Here is a 26,819-nt window from a genome sequence, read left to right as displayed (position 1 = left end):
TTCATCCCTTCAAAAACATATCTTCTAAATCTTCTTTATAATCTTCAATAATTTGTGGTTGGTTATCTTCATCAAATTCGATGACATTATCGCCAATTTCGTCAAACAGCTTTTCGTTGATGCTATCAGCCAGAATCGATATCATCAAATGATTTTTCTTAACGTAATCTTGCCACGGCTGATTTTTAAGTAAAGAAATAAACAAGAACATCTCATTTTTATCGAGACCATATTCATTATCTGTCTTAACTTCTGCTGGTTTCTCAATCTCTTTTTTCTGCTCTACTTGCTTTTGTTCTTCCTGCTCTAATTCTTTTTCTTCATCGGTTAACAGGCTATCGCGTGTTACCGAAGCATTAGCACGAATTTTATCCAAGTCAGAGAAATCAATCTTAATCTGATCAATCTTGGCTTTTTCTTGTTGTTCTTGATAAACAGCAATGCCAGCGTCAATCGCCTTTAACACCGCTTGATCGATAAAACGTGGCTTGATTGGACGCCCCAGCTTTAACTTCTCACGGGCAATGCGGTCCAATTCATGCAAAAAAGTATTTAAATTGGTCTTCTGCCTTTTCACCGGCTCATCAAAATGAATTTGCCAAGTGCCATTCATAAAGACATATTTTCTTGCGGCATCAACCATTTGGGTGGGAATTTTCTTTTCCCGATTATAAAAAACGCTGCCTAAAAACACATCTTGCTGCTTAACCTGCGGCTTAGCCACAAAGGCGCTGTAATAAGCAATGCCAAACTTTTTAGCATCTAGCAATTCCTGCCACACGCATTTTAAAAGCTCGGTAAATTTAGCCTGATTCTGCTTAATCACCTTGGAAGTGTTCCAATACGATGATCTATTTGCAAAAACAGCGGCTAATTTCTCAGTCGAATAATCTTCGGGATGACGCAAAATCAGATAGTCATGGTCTTCTTTAATTTCTTGGGCAAAACAATTATCGATCTCATCTTGTCCTAATTGGTAGTACAAAACATAGTCTTTTAGCCAATCATTCAGATAAGGTTCCATCGCCAAATCATACTTTTCCACATAGTTGTGCTTAAAATCAAGCAACTTGTCATAGCCTTCTTGTGGATTCACGCCGACATTGTTCAGTAATTCATAAAGATATACAAACGCATACGACGTACTCGTCTTCTGATAATTGCCCTTGCGCAATTTACTCCGCCAAGTAAAATAACTGCGCAACTGACCGATATTCATGTCGTGGTAAGTCGGATAAAAGCTTTTAAAGGCAAAATATTCTGCATAATTATCCTCATAGTCCGCCATAAAACGTGCTTGCACATAAAAATTCTTGGCTCTACCTTTTTGCGGCAAAAGACTGTAATCATACAGTTTGAGCATCTGTCTAATTTTATCCGGAATATCTGGATCGGCCTGCTTTTGCAAATTCTTGCGTGGCTTAATTGGCTCGGCCTTGTACTTTTCTTCCACATCATCAGGCGGAATATAGAAATATTGGTCCTGCGCGACGTTAACCTGCTTGCCGTTCATCGCTAGCTTAAAGGCATAATCGAGCGCCTTTTTGACTGAACTATCATTGTTTCCTAAAACAGCACCTACCCAAGCTGCGTCTTTGATTCTAACTGGATCAGTAAAACCTGGTAAATCGCGGATGGTGCCTGCAAAGTCACCACATTTTAAGTCAAGGACAGCTCTTATTTCTCCGTTGATCTTGATACGCGAAAGCATGGCAAAATAGCCGCTATCTACTGGCGACATGAGCACATAAGTCTCAGCCGAACCTGGAATAATCGGTTCAAACTTAAGGCCATATTTTGCATAGACGTATTTAAACAGCTGATTCGAATCCATTTTACCTTCCTTTCTTGCGTACATGTGTTCTAATTATAACATTTTTTAAACGCACGGTCTCCTAGTAAACTCGGGCATAAGTATAAGTTTCTGTTTTTCATAAAATCGATATTTTGACATTTGTGTGGTTATTAACAAACTTTTATGTTATCATAGGTGACGTAAGTTAATGAAAGCGTTTTAATAAGCTTCCTAGAGAGGAAAAATCTTAATATGAGTACAAAAGAACGTTATTCTCAAGATGAACTTAGAAAAGCAAATCCTATGTTTAGCCGCACTCGTGCAACAATCGAGAGTGCATTTTATGGCAACAACGTACACGAAGTAACCAGTGTTGCTGAAGCTTACAATTTAGCTAAGAAGCAATCAGGCGTTATCGTTACTGACTTACCAATTCTTCACACCAAGGAATTAGGCTTACCTTACGGCGCAACCCAATTGGTTTACAACCATGGTAAGATCTTAGGTAGAACTGCCAGTGCACGTCACTTTGTTGACAATCCTAACGAAGATGCAGAAGCCTTAAACGGTAATTTACGTGAAGACATTTACAAAGGTCACGATCAAAAGTACTTAAAGGCTACTGTTTTGGTAGGTCTTGACCCATCATTCACTGTTAAGGCCCACATCATGATGCCAGAAGACCAAGCCTTCAACTTACTTTCATACATTTTGAACTTCCACTTCTTTGACGAAGAAGCTGAAAAGATGTACGCAAAGTCCAAGTTCTACAACGAACCAGACATCTACTTCTACTTCGATCCAAATGTTCAAGATGAAGATTATCCTAAGGGTTTAGGTGTATTTGACGCTCCTCATAACTGTGCCGCTGTATTTAACCTTCGTTACTTCGGTGAACTTAAGAAGGGTACCTTGACTTTAGCTTGGGCTATTGCTCACCGTCACGGCTACACTGCATGTCACGGTGGTGAAAAGTCATTCCACTTCAACGACAAAGACGACAAGACCTTCGCATTCTACGGCTTGTCAGGTTCAGGTAAGTCAACTTTGACTCACGAAATGTACGATGGCAAATACGACATCACTGTATTGCACGACGACGCATTCATCATTTCACGTGAAGATGGTTCATCAGTAGCTCTTGAACCTTCATACTTCGACAAGACTCACGACTACCCAGCAGGTCACCACGAAACTAAGTATTACACCACTATTATGAACTGTGATGTAACTCTTGACGAAAACGGCAAGAAGGTTATCGTTACTGAAGACTTACGTAACAACAACGGTCGTGTTATCAAGACCCGTTACACTAGTCCTCACCGTGTAGACTTTGAAAAGTCACCAATTACTGCTTTGTTCTGGATCATGAAGGACGGTTCATTACCTCCAATCATCAAGATCGATGACCCAGTATTGGCAACTACTATGGGTTGTACTTTAGCAACCAAGAGAACTTCTGCTGAAAACTTGCCAAAGGGCTTCGATATGAATACTTTGGTTATCGAACCATTCGCAGACCCATTCCGTGCATACCCTGTATCAGGCGACTACACAGACTTCAAGGAATTGTTCACTAAGCGTGGCGCTAGTTGCTACAGCTTGAACACTGACGCATTCATGGGCAAGGATATTCCAAAGGAAGTTACTAAGAAGTTAATCGAAGACTTGGCTAACGGCAACATTAAGGACAGCGACTTCAAGCCATTCGGTAACTTCAAGGGTGTAAGCTACTTACCAATTGACGGTTACGAAGTTCACCTTGAAGACCCAGAATACCAAAAGACCTTGGCCAAGAGAATGCAAGATCGTTTGAACTGGCTCAACAAGTACGATGAAGAACACCCAGAAACTCCAATCCAAGATGAGGCTAAGAAGACTTTGGAAGCTATCATCAAAGAATTGAGCTAATTAGGAAATGTTTCATATAATTAAATAAGATTTCTTAATGACGAAAATACGAGAGCTTAATGCTCTCGTATTTTTTATTGCTTAATGTAATCCCGCGCGGCTCTTAGTACGTCCATCTTGCCATGTTCTGTTAGATACTTTTTAGCTTCTTTAAAAGTAACCCACTTGTCTGCTAAGATCTCTTCTTTTTGCTTAGCTACCTTTTGTCCTGCAACGTACTTGGCCAGATAATATGTAACAGTTTTAGTTTTCTTTTCTGTTAATGAATATTTCTTCTTACGCATAAAATTGAAATCAAATTCTGGCTTTAGCCCTACCTCTTCCGCAACTTCACGTTTAGCTGCTTCTTGGACTGTCTCCTCGCCTTCTAAGTGTCCTTTAGGGAAACCCCAGTTATGATTTACTACGCTCTGTACAATTAAATATTCTAGCTCTCCGCTAACAGCTCTTCGATAAATAACTGCACCTGCCGAATGTTCCATAATCATTTTTGTCACCCAACCTTTAATAATTAAAACAATTATTAAATATTTATTAATGAAGGTCAAGAAATTAGGATCAAAAAAATGACCAAATCCTCTAGACTTGGTCACCTTATGTGCAGACGAAATTATTTAATTAAATAGAATGTTTTAAGTTACTTCTTTAAGTTCTTTTCGCAGTAATCCTTAACTTCGTCATCGCTGGCTTTAAGGATCCATTCAACAGCTGCTTCAGTCTTCATCGTGTCGTGGCCATTTGCTTCCATTTCGTGGTCCCAGATAGCGTCACGAATAGGCATGTGGTTACCCTTTGCCCAATCAAAAACTTGGTCCATTTCACGATCAATCATAGCGGTTTGTTCAATTTCTAATGCATCTGCCATAATAAAAGCTTCCTTCCTGATAACCATTACATTATAGTTTCATCAGATCTGATTACAATTATATTGTAGTGCCATCAGGTGCAAGTGTTAAATAAAACGCCTCATTCTTATTATTTTTTAATCTTTACCATTAACCGCTTCATCGGCCTTGTTAACAATGGTTACAGCGTTCAAACTTCTTGGGTAACCAATGAATGGAACGTTTTGTTCAATCACTTTCATTAAGAACTCTTTATCATTACCCAATTTAATATTAGCTTGAGCATGTGCTAAAAGTTGCGGTTCACAGCCGCCTTGTGCAGCAATGTAGCAGAAGGTTACCATTTCACGGTCATTGTCACTTAAGCCTTTTCTAGTGTAGTAATCGCCAAAGCAGTTATCTACTAACCACTTGTTGATAGTACCCTTCTTAGCAAAGTCTTTCATTTGTGGTCCAAATAAGCGAATTTGGGTCTCTTCGCCCTTTTCAAGACGATTGTCCATAGTAGTTGTGGCCTGACCTTCAAGTGGGAGTTTTACGCCACGACTAAGCAGGATATCGTTCGTTGCCTTGAAGAAGGGCAAAACTCTACCTAAACCCAAATAGTCTACAGCTTGATATAATACTTCCTTGACTTCAACTGGATTTATTCCATTATCAAGGGCTACCGAAAGCATCACTTTATATTCTTCGATGCCTTGCATCCCTAAAAGATAAGCTAACGTGGACAACATCTTGGTACGATCAGGTAAATCTACATCTGCTTGTACTTCATCAAAGGTAAAATAATTAATCCTTTCTAAAGCTTCAGGATCAGTTTTTTCTAGTAAGTTTGCATGTGCGTTCTGTGCATCTTTTTTAATTGACATATTACTTTTCCTTTCTAAAACGGCTATCTTCACCATTCATTTAAATACAGCCATTTAGAAAAGGAAAATATCAATTTACTATCCTTAGAAATAACTTTTGCTTATGCTAACGTAGCACAATTAGTTAATCTCACGACATCTCGAGCAATCATCAATTCTTCATTAGTTGGAATTATCATTACTTGAATCTTCGAATCAGGTTTAGTGATAACTTTTTGACCATTAGTCTTATTTGCTTCATAATCCGGATCTACGCCCATGTACTTGAAGGAATCCATAATTGCTTTACGCATGCCCACATCGCCTTCACTAACGCCAGCAGTGAGTACAATAGCATCTACGCCACCCATTTCAGCAATAAATGAGCCAATATACCGAACTATTCTATTTAAGAAAATCTTGCGAGCAAGAATTGCGCGCGGGTTCTTATTATATTTCAAATCACGCATATCTGATGAAATACCTGAGATACCTAGCAAACCCGACTTCTGGTTTAAAACATCAATCATTTCATCCATTGACATACCGGTTTTATGCATTAAGTGCTGCAATAGTGAAGGATCAACATCTCCTGAACGAGTTCCCATCGTAATACCTGACAATGGACTAAATCCCATTGAAGTGTCATAGGACTTACCATTCTTCACAGCAGTTATTGAAGCACCATTTCCTAGGTGACAAATAATCAGCTTAGACTCCCTAAGATCCTTATGCATCATCTTAGCAGCTTCTAAAGTTACATAATGAACAGATGTACCGTGAGCACCATATTTACGGGCACGATATTTTTCATAATATTCATAAGGAATAGAATACAAATAATGTACAGGATCAAGCATCTCATGAAAAGAAGTATCAAAAACAGCAACTTGTGGCACTTTAGGCAAAACATGCATAAATGCTTCAATTCCTCGTGCTTCTGGTGGATTATGCAATGGGGCAAAATCTGACAAATCAAGTATCTTTTGCAACTTATTTTTATCAATTACAGTTGAATCTTTGAAATATTCGCCACCATTAACTACTCGATGGCCTACCCCCACAATCTCATTCAAACTCTTTAAAACGTGATATTTCTGCAAATCCTTAATTAATATGCTAACTGCAGCTTCTTGATCAGGAATGGCAATTTTCTTAGTATACTTTGTACCATCAACTAAAGCAATGGAAAAGGTAGAATCTTCTAGTCCAATTCGATCGCCCATCCCCTTAGCAATCACTTTTTCATCTGGAAATGAAAATAATTTGAACTTAAATGAAGAACTCCCTGAATTTACTGCCAAAACCTTTTTCATAAACTAAATCCCCCGATTCATTTAGTTATATTTTTCACAAGTGAATTTTCATTTATTAGTATAGCTCTTTAATTTTATAATTAAAATGTTTTTATAAAAATAATTTTATTAGCTACAAGTATTGATTTATCAATATATCTTAAAAATTGTTGCTTGATCAAATAGTTTCTTAAAAAGAATCTTTCAATAGCAAAAACCCTAATTTATATATTTTCGTAAATTGCAATAATAAATTGAACATTTATACTGCTTGATAGATATGATCTAATTCTTTCTCAAAGATTTCATCTGGAGTATGATATGCCAAGATCTTTCTTGGTAGTGAATTGCACCAGGTTTCAATATTAATGATATCTTGAAGAGAATAGTTATTGATGTAATCACCTTTGGGAATAAATCTGCGAATAAGGCCATTGTGTCTTTCAACAGTGCCTTTATCACAAGAAGTATATGGATGAGCATAGTAAACCAGGGTTTTTGAAACTGTCTCCAGATTGGATAAATCCGCAAACTCTGATCCATTATCAGTTGTAATTGTCTTAAAGATGTCATTCCAATGTTCACTATACTGTTTGCGCAGAGCCTGAAAAGCAGTCATCACACTGGCGGCTGTCTTATCAGGAATACGCAAGATTAAAAATTCACGGCTCATTCGTTCAGACAAAGTTAGCAGTACTTGATCATCCTTAGTTTTATGTCCTAAGACTAAATCGCATTCCCAGTGGCCAAATTCCTTACGATCATTGATCTCCTTGGGACGTTCTTCAATACTTCGGCCAAGCTTTTTCTTATTTTTACGAATGCGATGTATTTTAGTATTGCGCTTTAACTTTTCTGGCAAATCAGAATTTCTCATACCCATTAAGCATTGATCTACATAGTTGTACAAGGTTCTAGTGCAAACTACCTGATCACGAGAAAATTCTCCTAAAGCTAAGCAGCGATTGGCACATACATCAAGAGACCAGCCATCTTCGCAGAAATGCTTATTAACGTATTTGATAAAGTCAAATTTCTTTAAGAAATCTGATTTACGACCGCAATTCTTACGATGTATTTGGTAAGCTTTATCACCTTGTTGTGCCTTATAGCGTTTTTTCTTACCATGATAAAGCAAAACAGTACCACGTTTAACCTCATAACTGATAGTAGAAGGAGAGCAATCAAGCTCACGAGCAATAGCCCTAAGAGAGAAACCGTCTTTAATACGGGTTTGAATAACAACCCGTTGCTCAAATGATAAATGCTTTCCCTTTTGGTGCTTAGGCATGATAGAATGTAAAGAGTCCATTTGTGACCTCCAATAGATGTTTTTGTGATTATTAACATTCTATCAAACAGGTCCAAATGGACTTTTTATTTTTCTAAAGTGTTCAATTTGATTTTACAATCGGCGATTTATATATTTTAAATATTTAAAATAATGCACCTTATTTGCTCATTATTTAACAAATAATCATTAAAAATATCCTCAGAATCAATTGACTCTGAGGATATTTCTTTCAATCTTGTTTTTTATTCAACAGTAACACTCTTAGCTAAGTTACGTGGCTTATCAACATCTAATCCTTTATCTTTAGAAGCATAATAAGCTAAAAGTTGTGCCGGTACAACTGTCAATAAAGCTGACATGTAGTAATTGATTTCTGGTAAGACAATATCATCGCCATCTTCTGCAAAATCTTTACCCACAATCTTAATAACACTTGCACCACGAGATACAACTTCTTGAATGTTACCACGAGTAAGATCTGCAGTAACTGGGTCATTAATCAAAGCAACGACTGGGGTACCTTTTTCAATTAATGAAATTGTACCGTGCTTAAGTTCTGCCGCTGCAAAACCTTCAGTTTGAATATAAGATACTTCTTTTAACTTCAAAGCAGCTTCAAGTGCAACTGCATAATCCATGCCACGACCAATGTAAAAGGCATTTCTTGACTTGACTAAGTACTTGTCTGCAAGCTTCTTAAGTTTTTCTTTGCCATCTACTAATTGTTGGATGCCTTCTGCAGCCATCGCCAAGTCTTTACGTAAATCCCAGTTTTTAGCTTCTTTATTGCCTAATCTTTCACCTAATGCTTTAGCAAGAACAGCTTGTAAAGCAACTTGAGCAGTGTAAGCCTTAGTTGAAGCAACAGCAATTTCAGGACCGGCACCTAAAAGCATGGTATAAGTTGCTTCACGAGAAAGAGTTGAACCAGCTACGTTAGTCATAGTCAAACTTGGAATGCCACGTTTATTAGTTTCTTTCAAAACAACACGTGAATCTGCAGTTTCACCTGATTGAGTCAAGAAAATAAAGAATGGATGCTTGCTCATCATTGGGAAGTGATAACCAGCTTCAGAAGCAAGACCTACTTCAGTTGGGATGCCAGTGTAGTGTTCAAAGATAATCTTTCCAACAAGACCTGCATGATAACTAGTTCCTGCAGCAAAGATGTAAAGACGATCTGCCTTAGAAATAGCATCAATAATCTTAGAATCTACCTTAGGTTGACCATCATTATCCAAGTAGTTTTGAGATAAATGACGCATAACACCAGGTTGTTCATCGATTTCCTTAAGCATGTAGAATTCGTAAGTACCTTTTGAAGCTGCATTAGGATCAATATCTAAGACATGAGGTTCACGATCAACTTTCTTGCCATCAATAGTTTCAATAGTGTAAGAATCCTTAGTGATGTCACCTACATCGCCATCTTGTAAGTCAACGAAAGTCTTAGTTTGGTCAAACACTGAGATAGCATCTGAAGCAATAATGTTAAAACCATCACCAATCCCTAACATCATTGGAGACTTGTTCTTAGCAATAAAGACGTGATCTGGTTCAGTATTATCTACAAGTAAAAATGCATATGAGCCTTTTACAAGCTTCAAAGCTTCCTTAAATGCAGAAAAACCATCCAAATTCTTGTCACGAGCAATCTTACCAACTAATTGAACTACAACTTCAGTATCAGTATCTGAATGGAATTTAACCCCTTGTAAGTACTTTTCCTTTAATTCAGCGTAATTTTCAATCACACCGTTGTGAACTAAGTAAAAGCGCTTAGCTTCATCAAAATGAGGATGAGCGTTGTCAACGGTTGGCTTACCATGGGTTGCCCAACGCGTATGACCAATTCCTACTAAACCTTGTTCATCTGGAGTTAACTTTTCTTTTAAGTTAGAAATACGGCCAACAGCCTTAGTTAAATATTCATGACCCTGCAAATCATTTAAGTAGATACCAGCTGAATCATATCCACGGTATTCCAAGTTAGTTAATCCATTTAAAATAATATTTCTTGCAGGCTTACCTACAACTCCGACAATTCCGCACATAGACTTTTTCTCCTTTTGGTCTAGTTCAATATTCTTATAGTGGACCAGTTTAAATTCATTGTTACAGTAGCAATAATATTCTTTTTTAGCAAAGCGGTCAAGTACAAATCATCGAAATTGGTATAATACATAACTTAACTTTTTGTACAAAAAATAGCTATCAGTTTCTCAACCGATAGCCATTCTTTAATAATATTTTATTTACTTATTGATTGAAGTATTTTTACCCTCATAGCTGTCTCTCATCAATTGAGCAATTTCACTAATAAGTGGAGCTGATGGATTAGTTACAGTGTTTTGATCACCGTATGCTTCAACAGCTAATTCGTCAACTTTCTTGTCGAATTCAGCCTTGTCAACGCCATAGTCCTTATAAGCCATCTTAATACCAACTGATTGAGCCAAATCGATAATCTTTTGAACTAATCCTTCAATCAATTCTTCCTTGCTTGAACCAGTCAAGCCAATGGCCTTAGCAATATCTGCATAATCTGTATCAGCACGGTAAACAGAGTAATGAGGCCACATAGCAAGCTTTTCTGGACGCTTAGAATTGAAGCGGATAACTTGTGGTAAAGCAATAGCATCACTTACACCACTTGGAATATCAAAGGTTGAACCTACAGTGTGAGCAATTGAGTGTTCCAAACCAAGGAATGCGTTTGAGTAAGCCATACCTGCAATAGTAGCGGCATCGTGCATTTGCTTACGAGCAGCAAGATTACCATCGTAAGAGTTCTTTAAGTTGGCAAAAATGATTTTAATAGCTTCAAGTGACCAACCACGAGTAAAGTCAGTAGCCATTGTTGAAACATAACTTTCAATTGCGTGACCCAATGCTTCAAAACCTGACCAAGCAATTAAACGCTTAGGCATTTCTTGAACAAATTGATCGTCAACAATTGAAACATCTGGAGTTAAAGCATAATCACATAAAGTGTGCTTAATACCAGTCTTAGCATCGCTAATGATAGCAATTGGTGAAACTTCTGAACCAGTACCTGAAGTAGTTGGGATACATACAAGTTGAACGCCGTTAATCTTTGGGAAGCGAACTACTCTTTTTCTGATGTCCAAAAACTTTTGGTAAGCTTCCTCAAAACTCATTTCTGGGTTTTCATAGAACAAACGCATTGCCTTAGCAGCGTCCATTACTGAACCACCACCGATAGCAATCACAACGTCTGGCTTGAAGATGTTCATTCTGTGAACACCGTCTTTAATCACGTCAGTGTTAGGATCAAGAGTTACAGCCTTGAATACTTCGTATTCCTTTTGGCCACGGCGCTTTGAAATGATGTCAGTAATTTCATCAGCAAAGCCTTGATCAGCAACACCTTCATCAGTAACGATGAAGAAACGATTTACGTTTGGCATGTGACGTAAGTAGTTAGCTGCGTTGTGTTCGAAGTAGGTCTTAGAAGGAACCTTTACCCATTGCATGTTGTCGCGACGCATAGCAACTGTTTTGATATTAAGCAAGTCCTTAGCACCAATGTTGTGTGAGAAGGTGTTGGCACCATAAGAACCAGTACCTAAAGTAAGTGATGGCAACATGTTGTTGTAAAGGTCACCGATACCACCGAGGGCAGCTGGTGAGTTAACCAAGATACGGCAAGCATCCATCTTCATTGCAAATTCATCAATGATCTTCTTGTCGCTTGAGTGAAGACCAGCGGTGTGACCACGACCACCGTAATCAAGAAGTTCAGAACAAATTCTGAAGGCATCGTCATGGTTCTTAGCACGGTACAAAGTAAATACTGGTGAAAGCTTTTCAGCTGAAAGTGGGAACTTTCTACCAACACCGTTGTATTCAGCAACGATTACCTTGGTGTTCTTTGGTACATCAACACCACAAAGCTTAGCAATTTCGTAAGCTGATTTACCAGCTACAGGACCTGCAACAGTACCACGTCTTGGGTCGATGAAGTGTTCTTCGAACTTCTTAATTTCTTCTTTGTTTAAGAAATAGCAGTTCCACTTCTTGAATTCATCAACAACCTTGTCGTAAATCTCGTCGTCTACAACAACTGAGTTTTCTGAAGCACAAACCATACCATTGTCGAACGTCTTTGATAAAACGATGTCATAAACAGCACGGTCGATGTTAGCTGACTTTTCAATGTAAGATGGACCGTTACCAGGACCAACACCGATAGCAGGTTTACCTGATGAGTAAGCAGCCTTAACCATGCCAGGACCACCAGTTGCCAAAATAGTTTGAACACCTGGATTGTTCATCAAATCAGTGGTTGCATCCAAACTTGGTTCTTCAATCCATTGAATTGCGTCTTTTGGAGCACCTGCAGCAACAGCAGCAGCTTGAATAATCTTACCAGTTTCTACACAACTCTTTTGAGCTTGTGGGTGGAAACCGAAGATGATAGTGTTTCTTGTCTTTAAAGCAAGCATAGCTTTGAAGATAACAGTTGAAGTTGGGTTAGTTACTGGAGTAACACCAGCGATAACACCCTTAGGCTCAGCAATTTTGGTTAAACCTAATTCTTTATCTTCGTCAATAACACCAACAGTTTTTTCGTGACGTAAACTGTTCCAAATGTTTTCACTAGCGTACATGTTCTTGGTAGTCTTGTCTTCTACCACACCACGCTTGGTTTCTTCAACAGCCATCTTTGCTAATGGGTAAGCATTTTGTTCACCTGCAGTAGCAACTGCTTCACAGATCTTATCAACTTGTTCTTGTGTGAAGTTGGCCATTTCATCTAAAGCGACATGTGATTTCTTTACTAAATTGTCTACCATGTCGTAGATTTGCTTTTTCTTTTGTTCCTCTGTAAGAGTCTCTTTTTGTTGTGTCTTAGCCATATTTTCTTACCTCTAAGATCTACTAATTCTTGTGAACTAATTTACAATTTCAACTATAGCACAATAACTTTAAAAGTAAATGCATGAAATCCATACATTTTCTAGTGAGCAAGGTATTTAATGGCCCTAAGTTTCAGCTATAACTTAAATGAAAGCGCTTGTTATATTATTTGTTTGTGAATTAACAAACTTATTAAAAAGCATCAGTTTTTTATATTTTCTAAAAATTGTCTACTTTATCTGGTGCAGTTTCGCTACAATGATAAAATATTAAGTATATATGAAAAAACTGAAAACATGGGGGACTTATATGAATGATAAAAAATCGCAAACCGATTCCGATTATAAGCGAACCCTAAGCAACGCACACATACAGCTGATTGCTTTAGGCGGGACAATCGGAACCGGACTTTTCCTAGGTGTTGGTGATAGTATTCACCGCGCTGGCCCTAGTGTCATTTTAATCTACATCATTGTTGGGGTTTTTCTCTTTTTATTGATGCGGGCGCTAGGCGAGCTGATCATGTCCGACTTGCACAAACACACCTACATTGATTTTATTGAACAATATCTTGGTAAGAACATCGGCTTTATTACTGGGTACTTGTACTGGATAAGTTGGATTACGTTAGGCATGGCAGAAACAACCGCCTTAGGAATCTATTTCAAATATTGGTTTCCAACACTGAAACCCTGGATTCCCGGAATCATCACAATCGCCGTTTTATTAATCATCAATTTAATCTCGGCACGAGTTTTCGGTAACCTTGAATTTAGTTTTGCTATTATCAAAATCGTCACGATCGTGGTTTTCGTTTTATTGATTATTTACTTGCTGGTCACAGGTGGCAAGACCTCATTTGGACCGGTTGCCTTTGTAAACTTAGAAGATCACGGCGGATTCTTTGCAAGAGGCACAAAAGGATTCTGGCAAGGCTTCCAAATGGTTATCTTCAGTTTTATCGGTGTTGAATTGATCGGTTTAACTGCTGCGGAAGCACAAAATCCAGAAACTACTTTAAAGCGTGCGGTCAACCAATTGCCAGTTCGAATTATTTTATTCTATGTCATGGCAATTTTAGGAATTTTGTTAGTAATTCCTTGGTCAAAAGTAGCAACTAACTCCAGTCCATTTGTTCAAGCACTTGGAGCTACGGGAATTAGAAATGCGAGTTTAATCATTAACTTCGTTGTAATTTCTGCGGCGGTGTCATCTACCAATAGTTTTTTATACAGTGCGGGACGACTTTTGTTCTCCGTTACTTTCCACGGCAAAGGCAAGTGGAATCAAACTTTTGGTCACCTATCCAGACGGCAGTTGCCACAAAATGCTTTAATTTTGTCAGCATTATTTATGGCCTGCGCACCACTGATTACCTTGATTATCGGCGATCAAGCCTTTAACTTTATTTCATCTACTTCAACAAGTATGTTCTTAATCATTTGGTGCTTAATGGTTTTAACTCACATTGCTTACAGAAGAAAAACACCCGAAAATGAACTAAGCGATTTTAAGATGCCTGGCTTTCCTTATGTTGATTATTTGATTTTATTATTCTTTGTTTTAATGATCATCTTACTTTTAATCTTGCCAAGCTACCGCATCCCAATGATTTCAGCTATCGTTACCTTCCTCATCTTGTACTTAATCTCCAAACTCTGGAGTGACAAAAAAGAAGCTTAAAAAAATACGCGATAATGTTGCGTTTTTTTATTTGTCTATTTTTTTGATAATTTTTGCAGGTACGCCAGCAACTACTGTGTTTTTCGGCACATCCTTAGTAACCACTGCTCCAGCAGCTATTACAGCATTTTCACCCACAATTACGCCTGGACAAATAGTAGCTCTAGCACCAATCCAGGCATTTTTCTTAATAAGTACTGGCTTTAATTCAAACTCTTTTCTTTGTTTAGGTTTTAAACCGTGGTTAACGGAAAGAAGATATGCACCCGGTCCAATTAAAACATCGTCCTCAATGGTAATTCCGCCTAAGTCAACCATCATCACATTCGAGTTGATAAAAACACACTCACCTATTTTGATGTTGTGGCCGTAATCCGTGTAAAATGGCAATCTAATTTCTGTACTCTTAGGGATTTTTTGTCCTGTGATTTCACTGATTAATTGCCGCGCTTCACATTCATAATGACGCTGCGTGTTCAAGTTCTGCAAAAAGCGCTGATTTTGTTCGACAATTTCTTGAATAAGTTCTTTGTCTTGGGTCTTCATAATCTGCTACTCCTTTTCTTGCTCATTTTTAGTTTAAAAGGTAAAGTAAGTAATGTAAAAAAATTATTAAGTATCACGTATAATAACTTTTATTTATGGTGAAAATATGGAATTAAGAGTTTTAAATTATTTCGTTGCCACAGCACAAGAGTTAAACATGACGAAAGCGGCACAGAAATTATTAGTTTCTCAGCCTGCTTTATCACGCCAAATTGCGGATTTGGAAGACGAATTAGGGGTCAGGTTATTCAACCGCCAACCACGCCATTTAACTCTGACACCTTCAGGACAATATTTATTAGAGCAAGCAAAAGAAATTTTAGCTTTAACTGCCAAAACTAAGAGCAACCTGCAATCATCAGCTGTAATCAGTGGTGATTTAACTATTGCTGCCGGCGAAAGTGTTGGTATGCAAAGACTGATGAATTTCGTCAGCAACATTATCCAAGACTACCCGACAGTTAAAATTCATATTTTAAGTGGTGATTATGAATTTGCTGAGAAGAAATTAAACATCGGCACAGTTGATTTTGCGGCTATCATTGGTTGACGTTAACCTTTCCAACTATGCTTCCATTCAGCTGCCAGAACGAGACGTATGGGGCGTATTAATGACCATGGATGATCCTTTAGCTGAAAAGAAAGTAATTACACCAGCGGATCTGGTTGGCCGAACTGTACTTAATTCTCAACAAGCTGACACGATGCACTATTTCGATAATTGGTTTGGCAATTACAAAGACGACGTTAATTTCATCGGAACGGTCAACTTAAGCTTTAACGGAACTTTACTAGTTAAAAACAATGCGGCTGTGATGTTAACACTAGATAAAATTGCTAATACTTCTAGCAAATCCGGTTTAACATTTAGGCCGATAGCTCCAGCTTTAAGTGAGCCAATCACCGTTATCTGGAAACATGAGACCAACTTATCGCCCGTCGCTGAATTATTCTTAAACAGACTGCAAGCTTCAATTGCTGATGACTAAAAAAATCCCAAGGCCATTTGACCTTGGGATTTTTGTTTTGCTTTATTTCTTCTTACGAGTAAAACGTTGCTTAAGTTGTTGCCACATGCTTAAAGCTTTACGCATATGGTCAGCTGGTACGTATTTTCTGATTGCACGCAATACCTTCTTAGGATCACGCGCAGCAAAGATAAACTTACCATTAGATTTAGTTCTAATTTCAAAACGTGGAATATAACGTCCATTGAAATGAACGTCCGCAACTACATAAGTTACTTCTTTCCATGGAATTTGAACATAGTCTTCAACATTTCTCTCGTTATAAAATTCAAAAGCTTTATCGCCGATCATAATTTTTCCATAAGATGCAATACCTCTAAACCAGGTACCATCAACGGTCAGATCGACTCTTGTGTTAATTGATTTAGCCATTTATTAAAGAATGCCCCATACGTGGAAGAGAACACCGACAACAAAGATACCGATGATAATCCAGATTGGTGAAACCTTCTTCTTCAACAACCACATACAGAAGAATGTCAAAAGAAGACCAGCTAAACCTGGGATCAATGAATCCAAGTTGTTTTGCAAAGTAGTAACCTTGGTATTGGTCAAAGCTTTACCATTACCCATGTTCCATTGCATAAGAGCTTCTTGAATACCTTTAGCACCTGATGGAAGCTTGTCCCATTCGATGTAACCACCCTTTTGGATAGGGGTTTGTGAAACGATTGGAGTAAATTTGATGTTTACCCAACGTTCAATCAAGGCACCCAAAACGAACATACCCATCATTGAAGCACCACGGGTAACTTTTTGAAGCATACCACCTGACATGTCGTTAGTGATAGCTGAACCAGCGTTGTAACCAAATTCTTGTGTGTACCATAAGAAGGCAAGTCTGATTACGTTCCAGATAACGAAGAACAAGATAGGTCCCATGACGTTACCTGAAATGGCCATTGATGCACCTAAGGCACCAACAATTGGACGAACAGTGTACCAGAATACAGGGTCACCAACACCGGCCAAAGGTCCCATCATACCAACCTTAACACCTTGGATAGCGTCGTCAGTAACAGGAGCACCGTTAGCTTTATCTTCTTCCAAAGCCAAGGTAACACCAAGTACAGGTGAAGCTAAGTATGGGTGAGTGTTAAAGAATACCAAGTGTCTTTGTAAAGCAGCAGACAAATCTTTCTTGTCTGGGTATAACTTTCTCAATGCAGGAATCATTGAGTATGCGTAACCACCGTTCTGCATTCTTTCGTAGTTCCATGAACCTTGAAGGAATTGTGAGTGCCACATAACGTTAAAACGGTCACGTTTGGTTAATTTAATTTTTTTATCAGCCATTATTTAAATCCTCCTCTATGCGTTCATTTTAATAATCATCAATGATATCGCCGAGTGGATCGCCGGTATCGGCATCGCCAGAGTTGTTTGAACCTGAGCCGTTGCCACCCTTAGCTTCAAGAGCTAAGTACATCAAAGCCATTGAAAGACCGATAGCACCAAGGGCGATCAAAGTTAAGTCCTTGATAGCAGCTAAAGCGAAACCAATTGCGAAGAATGGCCATACTTCTCTACTTGCCATCATGTTGATAACCATAGCGTAACCTACAGCAACAACCATACCACCACCGATGGTCATACCATCTGATAACCATTGAGGCATCATTGCAAGCCAACCTCTAACAGTGCTTGCTGGAATAGCCAAAAGCAATGCGGCTGGGATAGCGATTCTCAAACCTTGCAAACATACAGCAATCCATTGCCATACGTTAATCATACGCCAGTTACCCTTCTTAGCTTGTGCGTCCATGATGTGAACGATAGCAGTTGAGATAGTACGTACGATCATAGTTAAGAACAAACCAGCAACAGCCAAAGGAATAGCGATACCAGTAGCAGTACCGATACCAGCAGTACCTTGACCACCTTCAACCAAGATAATAGCTGAAGCTATTGAAGCCAAAGCGGCATCTGGTGCAACAGCGGCACCAATGTTTGCCCAACCTAAGGCGATCATTTGTAATTGACCACCCAAAATAACACCTAAGTCCAGGTGACCGGTAACTAAACCGATCAAAGTACATGCAACTAATGGTTGGTGGAATTGCCATTCATCCAAGATACCTTCCATACCTGCAAGAAAGGCAACAACCACTACCAAAATCATTTGTATAGCGTTCATTTATTTACTCCTAATTAATTATTTCTTTTGTTCGTCAAGTAAGGTTTGAGCCTTCTTCAAGATAGAATCCATGTTACCTGGAGCATCTGAAGGAACCTTTCTAACATCAAACTTAACGCCCATCTTTTCAAGTTCACGGAAAGTATCAACGTCTTCTTGGTTCATTGACAATACGTTGTTGGCGTTAACGTCGCCTTCCTTGTATGACATTGAACCAACGTTGATTTCCTTAAGATTAATACCGCCCTTGATAGCTCTCAAAACATCTTCTGGATTTTCAAACAAAAGAAGTGCGTGTGTGTTACCAAATCTTGGATCCTTTGCGATTTCTTCCATCTTCTTAAGTGGAACAGTGTGAGCTTTAACACCTGCAGGTGCAGCTTCACGAATCATACTCTTACGCAAGTCATCCTTAGCAACACTGTCTGAAACAACAATTACTCGATCTGGCTTCATTGCTGGAATCCAACCAGTAGCAACCTGACCGTGAAGTAAACGTGAGTCGATTCTTGCCAAAACGTACTTAATGTGACCGTCACCAATTACAGTACCTTCTGGAATTGACTTCTTACCGCCCTTAGCTGAACCCTTGTCAGCGGCTGCTGCAGGAGCAGCGGTCTTTGGCATTAAGTCAGATGGCTTAGTCTTGATACCATCCTTAGCAGGTTCAACTACCTTTGTAGCGATTTGACGTGCAGTAGCATTAGCATCCATCATACGTTCAGTTAATGCTTGAACAACCATTGGTAAATTCATACCAGCAACAATTGCCCACTTGTCATGCTTTTCAACAAGTCCGTTAGCTTGGTTAAATGGAGTACCGCCCCATAGGTCGACCAAGAACAAAACTTCATCTTGGCTATCGAATGAAGCAATTGCTTTTTCCATCTTGCCACGAATGTCATCTGGGCCTTCATCAGGCTTTAAGATAACATGAGCAAAATTATTTTGTTCGCCGAAAAGCATTTGCGCAGATTGTGCAATACCATCAGCGAAGCCACCATGGCTGGCTAAAACAATTCCTACCATGTAATTTCCTCCTCTAGATCAAAAATGAATCCGCTTTTATTATACAATAAATTAAGACTTTAACAAAGTGTTTTTTTGAAAATAATTTCATAAGTTGATGGTTTGTTTCACACTTCAGTAAAATCTTTGTATCCCAGGCTTTTATCTAAATTGGTCTAATGAAAAAAAGACCATTTAGAGGCCATCTAAACGGTTATTTTTTTCATCATTTTTACCTATTAAAATGATTGCTTGTTTATTATCTAACATATTCATGTTACGAAATTTATACTAAAAAAGTTTAAAGATCAAAATGAGAGCATAAAAAAGAGGCCCGGCGGCCTCCTTCTTCCGTGCTCCGGCTGTCAGACTCGAACTGACGACATCTTGATTAACAGTCAAGCGCTCTACCAACTGAGCTAAGCCGGAATATTAAAAAAGAGCACGGCAGCTTCCTTTCCTCGCAGGCAGTTGCCCACCAACTACTTTCGGCGTTAAGAAGCTTAACTTCTGTGTTCGGCATGGGAACAGGTGTATCCTTCTTGCTTTCGCCACCGTACTCTTTTGAGCTACTACGCTCAAAACTAAACATAATCTTTCGCAAAAAAACTTTTCAGATCGCTTCGCTTTGGTCAAGTCCTCGACTGATTAGTACTGGTCCGCTCCATTCTTCACAGAACTTCCACTCCCAGCCTATCTACCTCATCGTCTCTGAGGTGTCTTACTGCTTACGCAAAGGAAATCTCATCTTGAGGGGGGCTTCGCACTTAGATGCTTTCAGCGCTTATCCCTTCCGCACATAGCTACCCAGCGATGCTCCTGGCGGAACAACTGGTACACCAGCGGTGCGTCCATCCCGGTCCTCTCGTACTAAGGACAGCTCCTCTCAAATTTCCTACGCCCACGACGGATAGGGACCGAACTGTCTCACGACGTTCTGAACCCAGCTCGCGTGCCGCTTTAATGGGCGAACAGCCCAACCCTTGGGACCGACTTCAGCCCCAGGATGCGACGAGCCGACATCGAGGTGCCAAACCTCCCCGTCGATGTGAACTCTTGGGGGAGATAAGCCTGTTATCCCCAGGGTAGCTTTTATCCGTTGAGTGATGGCCCTTCCATACGGTACCACCAGATCACTAAGCCCGACTTTCGTCCCTGCTCGAGTTGTCTCTCTCACAGTCAAGCTCCCTTATACCTTTACACTCTGCGAATGATTTCCAACCATTCTGAGGGAACCTTTGGGCGCCTCCGTTACACTTTAGGAGGCGACCGCCCCAGTCAAACTGCCCACCTGACACTGTCCCTGGCCTGGCTTACAGGTCGAGGTTAGAGCATCCTTCAAACAAGGGTAGTATCCCAACATTGCCTCCTGCAAGACTAGCGTCCTGCATTCCTTGGCTCCTACCTATCCTGTACATGTTTAAAAGATACTCAATATCAAGCTACAGTGAAGCTCCATGGGGTCTTTCCGTCCTGTCGCGGGTAACCCGCATCTTCACGGGTATTATAATTTCACCGAGTCTCTAGTTGAGACAGTGCCCAAATCATTACACCTTTCGTGCAGGTCGGAACTTACCCGACAAGGAATTTCGCTACCTTAGGACCGTTATAGTTACGGCCGCCGTTTACTGGGGCTTCAATTCAAACCTTCGCTTGCGCTAAGCTCTCCTCTTAACCTTCCAGCACCGGGCAGGTGTCAGCCTCTATACGTCATCTTACGATTTTGCAGAGACCTGTGTTTTTGATAAACAGTTGTTTGGGCCTATTCACTGCGGCTAACCACTCTCATGGCCAGCACCCCTTCTTCCGAAGTTACGGGGTCATTTTGCCGAGTTCCTTAACGAGAGTTCTCTCGCTCACCTTAGTGTTCTCCACTCGACTACCTGTGTCGGTTTGCGGTACGGGTATGTTCTCTCTGGCTAGAAGCTTTTCTTGGCAGTGTGACTACATCACCTTCGCTACTTTTACTTCGCTACTCATCACAGCTCATGTTGCTGGTTAGAAGCATTTGACTCTTAACCGCACTCGCTGCTTGAACATCGATCCAGCTCGATGCGTGTTTCGCCTCCTGCGTCCCTCCATTGCTCATAACGATTGAACACAGTACAGGAATCTCTACCTGTTATCCATCGACTACGCCTCTCGGCCTTGCCTTAGGTCCCGACTTACCCTGGGCGGACGAGCCTGCCCCAGGAAACCTTAGTCTTTCGGCGGATAGGATTCTCACCTATCTTTCGCTACTCATACCGGCATTCTCACTTCTAAGCGCTCCAACTATCCTCTCGATTAGCCTTCGCCGCACTTAGAACGCTCTCCTACCACGTGCTCTTTAAAACACATCCACAGTTTCGGTACTATGCTTAGCCCCGGTAAATTTTCGGCGCAGCGCCACTCGACTAGTGAGCTATTACGCACTCTTTGAATGATGGCTGCTTCTGAGCCAACGTCCTAGTTGTCTACGCAACTCCACATCCTTTTCCACTTAGCATAGATTTGGGGACCTTAACTGGTGATCTGGGCTGTTTCCCTTTCGACTACGGATCTTATCACTCGCAGTCTGACTCCCGTGTATGGATATATGGAATTCGCAGTTTATCTGGATTCAGTAACCCCTGACGGGCCCCTAGTCCAAACAGAGCTCTACCTCCATTATCCTCTCCACGAGGCTAGCCCTAAAGCTATTTCGGAGAGAACCAGCTATCTCCAAGTTCGTTTGGAATTTCACCGCTACCCACAACTCATCCCCGCAATTTTTAACTTACGTGGGTTCGGCCCTCCAGTGCGTTTTACCACACCTTCAGCCTGGTCATGGGTAGGTCACTTGGTTTCGGGTCTACGTCAACTAACTTCTCGCCCTATTCAGACTCGCTTTCGCTCCGGCTCCGTCTTTTCTGACTTAACCTCGCTAGTTAACGTAACTCGCCGGTTCATTCTACAAAAGGCACGCCATTGCACTTTAATGTGCTTTGACTACTTGTAGACACACGGTTTCAGGTTCTCTTTCACTCCCCTTCCGGGGTTCTTTTCACCTTTCCCTCACGGTACTGGTTCACTATCGGTCACTAATTAGTATTTAGCCTTGCGAGATGGTCCTCGCGGTTTCAACCGGGATTCCTCGTGTCCCGGCCTACTCAGGATTCTGCTAGGCGCGCTTGCAATTTCGCTTACGGGGCTCTCACCCTCTCTGGCTTACCTTCCCAGATAATTCTGCTATCACTTACGCTGCCACGTCGCAGTCCTACAACCCCAAATGATAAATCACTTGGTTTGGGCTCTTTCCTCTTCGCTCGCCGCTACTAAGGAAATCGATTTTTCTTTCTCTTCCTGCAGCTACTTAGATGTTTCAGTTCACTGCGTATTCCTTTGAATGACTATCTATTCATCATTCAATAATGCATCGCTGCATTGGGTTCCCCCATTCGGACATCTCCGGATCTTAGCGTACTTACCGCTCCCCGAAGCTTTTCGTAGTTCGTCACGTCCTTCATCGGCTTTTAGTGCCTAGGCATTCACCGTGCGCCCTTTTCTACTTGACCTTACTCAAGAATTCTCTTCTCGGTCGCTCTACAATCTGTTCTCTTTGATTGTCTCGGTTTTTTGCTTGGATTATATTCAGTTTTCAATGTACTAACTCTTTGAGGTACTACCCTCAAAACTAAACAAAGTTTCTCAGTGTGCTTCCGCTTGCTCTGGATACTTCTCTTAGTATTTCTACTCTCCATATCCTTCGCTTCCTTAGAAAGGAGGTGATCCAGCCGCAGGTTCTCCTACGGCTACCTTGTTACGACTTCACCCCAGTCATCTGCCCTGCCTTAGACGGCTCCTTCCCGAAGGTTAGGCCACCGGCTTTGGGCATTGCAGACTCCCATGGTGTGACGGGCGGTGTGTACAAGGCCCGGGAACGTATTCACCGCGGCGTGCTGATCCGCGATTACTAGCGATTCCAGCTTCGTGCAGTCGAGTTGCAGACTGCAGTCCGAACTGAGAACAGCTTTCAGAGATTCGCTTGCCTTCGCAGGCTTGCTTCTCGTTGTACTGCCCATTGTAGCACGTGTGTAGCCCAGGTCATAAGGGGCATGATGACTTGACGTCATCCCCACCTTCCTCCGGTTTGTCACCGGCAGTCTCATTAGAGTGCCCAACTTAATGCTGGCAACTAATAACAAGGGTTGCGCTCGTTGCGGGACTTAACCCAACATCTCACGACACGAGCTGACGACAGCCATGCACCACCTGTCTTAGCGTCCCCGAAGGGAACTCCATATCTCTACAGATTGCACTAGATGTCAAGACCTGGTAAGGTTCTTCGCGTTGCTTCGAATTAAACCACATGCTCCACCGCTTGTGCGGGCCCCCGTCAATTCCTTTGAGTTTCAACCTTGCGGTCGTACTCCCCAGGCGGAGTGCTTAATGCGTTAGCTGCAGCACTGAGAGGCGGAAACCTCCCAACACTTAGCACTCATCGTTTACGGCATGGACTACCAGGGTATCTAATCCTGTTCGCTACCCATGCTTTCGAGCCTCAGCGTCAGTTGCAGACCAGAGAGCCGCCTTCGCCACTGGTGTTCTTCCATATATCTACGCATTCCACCGCTACACATGGAGTTCCACTCTCCTCTTCTGCACTCAAGAAAAACAGTTTCCGATGCAGTTCCTCGGTTAAGCCGAGGGCTTTCACATTAGACTTATTTTTCCGCCTGCGCTCGCTTTACGCCCAATAAATCCGGACAACGCTTGCCACCTACGTATTACCGCGGCTGCTGGCACGTAGTTAGCCGTGACTTTCTGGTTGATTACCGTCAAATAAAGGCCAGTTACTACCTCTATCCTTCTTCACCAACAACAGAGCTTTACGATCCGAAAACCTTCTTCACTCACGCGGCGTTGCTCCATCAGACTTGCGTCCATTGTGGAAGATTCCCTACTGCTGCCTCCCGTAGGAGTTTGGGCCGTGTCTCAGTCCCAATGTGGCCGATCAGTCTCTCAACTCGGCTATGCATCGTCGCCTTGGTAAGCCGTTACCTTACCAACTAGCTAATGCACCGCGGGGCCATCCCTTAGCGACAGCTTACGCCGCCTTTCAAAAGCTGATCATGCGATCTGCTTTATTATCCGGTATTAGCACCTGTTTCCAAATGGTATCCCAGACTTAGGGGCAGGTTCCCCACGTGTTACTCACCCATCCGCCGCTCGCTTTCCCAACGTCATTACCGAAGTAAATCTGTTGGTTCCGCTCGCTCGACTTGCATGTATTAGGCACGCCGCCAGCGTTCGTCCTGAGCCAGGATCAAACTCTCATTTTAAAAAGTTTGAAATGACTTCATTTCGATTATTTAAGATCTTTGTCTCAAATTTATTGCTTGCGAATTGACTTCGCTTTTTGTTTGGGTTTTTACACCCGCACACTTTTAGCGAAACTTTGTTCAGTTTTCAAAGTACTACCTCCGTCCGGTTCAACCAGACGGCTTTTATATTTTATCAAACCCTCAAGCCCTTGTCAAGAACTTTTTTGAATTTGTTTTTCGTCATCCGCTCGAGTTATTCATCTCTTGCCTGACGACATTTAAATATATTACCAGCTTCTTCTCCCCTTTGCAAGTACTTTTTTCATTTTATCGATTTTTCCTTTGCTCAGGCTTCTTATTCAAGCTGTGCCGCTTCTCTCGAAACGACTTTATTAAGTTACCCTATTTCTGCTCTTTTTGCAAGTTTGCCCCTTCGTTCGCTTCACTTATGAAACACGTGGTTTAGTTGTAACCACTTATAAAATTGCATCCCTCAATCGACAATCATTTTCTTAACACTAAAAGTTTAACGCAACTAATCGTTCGAAATTTGCTTAAAATCCACTTATTTTTCGTCAAAAATTTTTTAAAAACTTTTTTATTTATCAAAAAGCAAAACATACTAATCTAGTGTTGGATGATTACTCGACGGAGTAGTCGTTCAACACTTTTTCTTTTACTATGTAAAGTGGAGATGAAGCCAATGCCGTGCGTCTTTTGGACACATGATGTCGTAAGCAAAACTGGCAGCTTCACCATTCAATTTAGAATCTCGTCTAAGTATGTTGGCTGTTAAAGTCCGGTTGAGAAAATTAGATCTGATTGAATTGGGTGAAGGTAGCTCATCTCCAAGTAAAGCGGAGGTTTATTCTTATGGATTTATTGAAAACTGTTTTCGGTATTGATGTTAGCAGCCGGAAGTCTAACGTATGCATTATGGTCAATGGCCAAAAAGTTAATGACTATGCCATCTCCAACGATATGGTAGGCTTCAATCAGCTGCTAGATGACCTTAAACAGGTTACCAACCCGCAAATTATCTTTGAAGCAACTGGCGTCTACTCCAGAAGACTCCAGGCGTTTTTGAACATGCACGAATTACGCTATGTCATGATGAACCCACTGGAAGCCAAAAGAAAGACAAAGGATGACCTGCACCAGAACAAGACCGATAAGCTTGATGCAATGTATCTCGCCAAGCTGCAATCTGAGCACCCGCAACGGCTGGCCTATGTTCAAAGCGAAGAATATCAAGAATTGATGGCCAACAACCGCATCTACGAGCAGGCTTCGCACGATCTGATAACCAACAAGAATAGACTGCACAAAGCCATTCAGCTTACTTTCCCAGAGATCGAACACGTGATGGCTACTCCAAGAGGAAAAAACTACTGGAGTATTGTTCTCAGATTCCCGCACCCTGATATCGTATTAGAAACAAAAGAAGCCGATATCATCGACTTCTTAAAGAGCTTATCTGGTATTGGTAAGAAACGTGCTAACGATATAATGCAAAAGCTTATTCGTTTAGCTAAAGTCGCATGCCCAGCTGTCAAAAAAGACAGTGCTTATGTTCATGGCCTCAAAATAGCTATTAACAACATCCTAAGCGCTGAAGAAGAGTGCCAGACTGCTTTACAGGAGATGGCTAAGCTGGCTCCTAAGCGGGATCTGGAGATCCTCACAAGCATTCCAGGCATCGGCGAAAACACTGCCTTGAGAATTATTAGTGAGCTCGGAGATATCAGACGCTTTAAAAACCCTAACCAATTAAATGCCTTCGTTGGCGTTGACCCTCAAGTTTATGAATCTGGCAACCTCACGGCCCACCTGTCAATTTCAAAGCGTGGGACAGCTATCGGCAGAAAGGTGCTGTACTTGGCAATCAACCAAATTCAATCGGCCAAGAAAGCAGGCAACCCTTGCCATATTGCGGATTATTACGAGAAACGAAAACGGTCTTCTGAGACTGCAAGTCACAAGAAGGCCGCTATCGCATCGATCCATAAATTATTACGGACGATCTTCGCTTTAATTAAGAATGATCAATTATATAGCTATGACGTAGCCAAACATAACCAAAGACTTTTGTCATAAAAATTGATCCAATAGATATTATAACAGCCTCTTTTTTGAAATTACAGAAGGCAGGCTGTATTTTTCATGCCCTAAAGTCAGATATTTGACTTGATTCTCCGGAGGCTCCATTCAAATTAGGCTCTTATTTCAAAATAAAATTACCTAAAATCGTTGATAATAC

Annotated in this window: 16 protein-coding genes, 1 tRNA gene, 3 rRNA genes and 1 pseudogene; 4 read left to right on the top strand and 17 right to left on the bottom strand. The window is 40.8% G+C overall.

The features are described from left to right. Window position 1: 1 nt before the first annotated feature. Window positions 2–1,834, bottom strand: coding sequence for a TerB N- and C- terminal domain-containing protein (locus LA20531_RS08020; RefSeq protein WP_056940497.1), 1,833 nt, complete (start codon window positions 1,832–1,834; stop codon window positions 2–4). A 213-nt stretch (window positions 1,835–2,047) separates the two neighbouring features. Between LA20531_RS08020 and LA20531_RS08015 the strand changes: the two genes are divergently transcribed. Then, window positions 2,048–3,706, top strand: coding sequence for a phosphoenolpyruvate carboxykinase (ATP) (locus tag LA20531_RS08015; RefSeq protein ID WP_022087460.1), 1,659 nt, complete (start codon window positions 2,048–2,050; stop codon window positions 3,704–3,706). A 74-nt stretch (window positions 3,707–3,780) separates the two neighbouring features. Here the strand turns inward: LA20531_RS08015 and LA20531_RS08010 are convergent, their stop codons facing one another. The 7 genes from LA20531_RS08010 to adhE all read right to left on the bottom strand — a co-directional run bounded on the left by LA20531_RS08010 (window position 3,781) and on the right by adhE (window position 12,871). Continuing rightward, the gene (locus LA20531_RS08010; RefSeq protein ID WP_056940496.1) at window positions 3,781–4,194 is read right to left on the bottom strand and encodes a bis(5'-nucleosyl)-tetraphosphatase; all 414 of its coding nucleotides are present in this window, start codon (window positions 4,192–4,194) and stop codon (window positions 3,781–3,783) included. 149 nt (window positions 4,195–4,343) lie between these two features. Then, window positions 4,344–4,571 carry a P8 family protein gene (locus LA20531_RS08005; protein ID WP_013437290.1) on the bottom strand — a complete coding sequence of 76 codons (228 nt, stop codon included), beginning with the start codon at window positions 4,569–4,571 and terminating at the stop codon, window positions 4,344–4,346. A 117-nt stretch (window positions 4,572–4,688) separates the two neighbouring features. Then, the gene (locus tag LA20531_RS08000) at window positions 4,689–5,420 is read right to left on the bottom strand and encodes a carboxymuconolactone decarboxylase family protein (RefSeq protein WP_056940490.1); all 732 of its coding nucleotides are present in this window, start codon (window positions 5,418–5,420) and stop codon (window positions 4,689–4,691) included. A 101-nt stretch (window positions 5,421–5,521) separates the two neighbouring features. Next, window positions 5,522–6,715, bottom strand: a complete 1,194-nt coding sequence (locus LA20531_RS07995) for an acetate/propionate family kinase (protein WP_056940489.1) — start codon at window positions 6,713–6,715, stop codon at window positions 5,522–5,524. 241 nt (window positions 6,716–6,956) lie between these two features. Then, window positions 6,957–8,006 carry an IS30 family transposase gene (locus LA20531_RS07990; RefSeq protein ID WP_099202220.1) on the bottom strand — a complete coding sequence of 350 codons (1,050 nt, stop codon included), beginning with the start codon at window positions 8,004–8,006 and terminating at the stop codon, window positions 6,957–6,959. Between the two features lie 224 nt (window positions 8,007–8,230). Then, on the bottom strand, window positions 8,231–10,042 hold the full coding sequence (gene glmS, locus LA20531_RS07985; protein ID WP_056940598.1) for a glutamine--fructose-6-phosphate transaminase (isomerizing): 1,812 nt from the start codon (window positions 10,040–10,042) through the stop codon (window positions 8,231–8,233). A 201-nt stretch (window positions 10,043–10,243) separates the two neighbouring features. Then, on the bottom strand, window positions 10,244–12,871 hold the full coding sequence (gene adhE, locus LA20531_RS07980; RefSeq protein ID WP_056940597.1) for a bifunctional acetaldehyde-CoA/alcohol dehydrogenase: 2,628 nt from the start codon (window positions 12,869–12,871) through the stop codon (window positions 10,244–10,246). 310 nt (window positions 12,872–13,181) lie between these two features. Here adhE and LA20531_RS07975 point away from each other — a divergent pair, with 310 nt between their 5' ends. Further along, window positions 13,182–14,555 (top strand): amino acid permease, encoded by a 1,374-nt coding sequence (locus LA20531_RS07975; protein WP_056940596.1) that lies wholly within the window; start codon window positions 13,182–13,184, stop codon window positions 14,553–14,555. Between the two features lie 27 nt (window positions 14,556–14,582). On the opposite strand, the gene LA20531_RS07970 is transcribed toward LA20531_RS07975, so the two are convergent. Beyond that, window positions 14,583–15,101 (bottom strand): DapH/DapD/GlmU-related protein, encoded by a 519-nt coding sequence (locus LA20531_RS07970; RefSeq protein WP_056940595.1) that lies wholly within the window; start codon window positions 15,099–15,101, stop codon window positions 14,583–14,585. 106 nt (window positions 15,102–15,207) lie between these two features. Between LA20531_RS07970 and LA20531_RS07965 the strand changes: the two are divergent. Then, a pseudogene (locus tag LA20531_RS07965) lies at window positions 15,208–16,090 on the top strand (LysR family transcriptional regulator). Between the two features lie 42 nt (window positions 16,091–16,132). Here LA20531_RS07965 and LA20531_RS07960 read toward each other — a convergent pair. The 8 genes from LA20531_RS07960 to LA20531_RS07920 all read right to left on the bottom strand — a co-directional run bounded on the left by LA20531_RS07960 (window position 16,133) and on the right by LA20531_RS07920 (window position 24,577). Beyond that, window positions 16,133–16,501, bottom strand: a complete 369-nt coding sequence (locus tag LA20531_RS07960) for a DUF956 family protein (protein WP_056940594.1) — start codon at window positions 16,499–16,501, stop codon at window positions 16,133–16,135. A 3-nt stretch (window positions 16,502–16,504) separates the two neighbouring features. Continuing rightward, on the bottom strand, window positions 16,505–17,425 hold the full coding sequence (locus LA20531_RS07955) for a PTS system mannose/fructose/sorbose family transporter subunit IID (protein ID WP_056940593.1): 921 nt from the start codon (window positions 17,423–17,425) through the stop codon (window positions 16,505–16,507). 28 nt (window positions 17,426–17,453) lie between these two features. Beyond that, window positions 17,454–18,266: a PTS mannose/fructose/sorbose transporter subunit IIC gene (locus tag LA20531_RS07950; protein ID WP_056940592.1), complete on the bottom strand. Its 813-nt coding sequence runs from the start codon at window positions 18,264–18,266 to the stop codon at window positions 17,454–17,456. 18 nt (window positions 18,267–18,284) lie between these two features. Then, window positions 18,285–19,295 carry a mannose/fructose/sorbose PTS transporter subunit IIA gene (locus LA20531_RS07945; protein WP_056940591.1) on the bottom strand — a complete coding sequence of 337 codons (1,011 nt, stop codon included), beginning with the start codon at window positions 19,293–19,295 and terminating at the stop codon, window positions 18,285–18,287. Between the two features lie 335 nt (window positions 19,296–19,630). Continuing rightward, window positions 19,631–19,703 (bottom strand) — tRNA-Asn (locus tag LA20531_RS07940). 13 nt (window positions 19,704–19,716) lie between these two features. Next, a 5S ribosomal RNA gene (rrf, locus tag LA20531_RS07935) occupies window positions 19,717–19,833 on the bottom strand. A gap of 69 nt (window positions 19,834–19,902) precedes the next feature. Continuing rightward, window positions 19,903–22,810 (bottom strand): 23S ribosomal RNA (locus LA20531_RS07930). Window positions 22,811–23,013: 203 nt separating this feature from the next. Next, window positions 23,014–24,577 (bottom strand): 16S ribosomal RNA (locus LA20531_RS07920). Together the 16S, 23S and 5S rRNA genes with 1 tRNA gene alongside form the textbook arrangement of a ribosomal RNA operon. An 855-nt stretch (window positions 24,578–25,432) precedes the next feature. On the opposite strand from LA20531_RS07920, the gene LA20531_RS07915 reads away from it, so the two are divergent. Continuing rightward, the gene (locus tag LA20531_RS07915; protein ID WP_069168716.1) at window positions 25,433–26,656 is read left to right on the top strand and encodes an IS110 family RNA-guided transposase; all 1,224 of its coding nucleotides are present in this window, start codon (window positions 25,433–25,435) and stop codon (window positions 26,654–26,656) included. Window positions 26,657–26,819 lie beyond the last annotated feature (163 nt).

The sequence above is a fragment of the Lactobacillus amylovorus DSM 20531 genome, from assembly GCF_002706375.1.
GTDB lineage: Bacteria > Bacillota > Bacilli > Lactobacillales > Lactobacillaceae > Lactobacillus > Lactobacillus amylovorus.
This window is presented reverse-complemented; position numbering and strand designations above follow the sequence as displayed.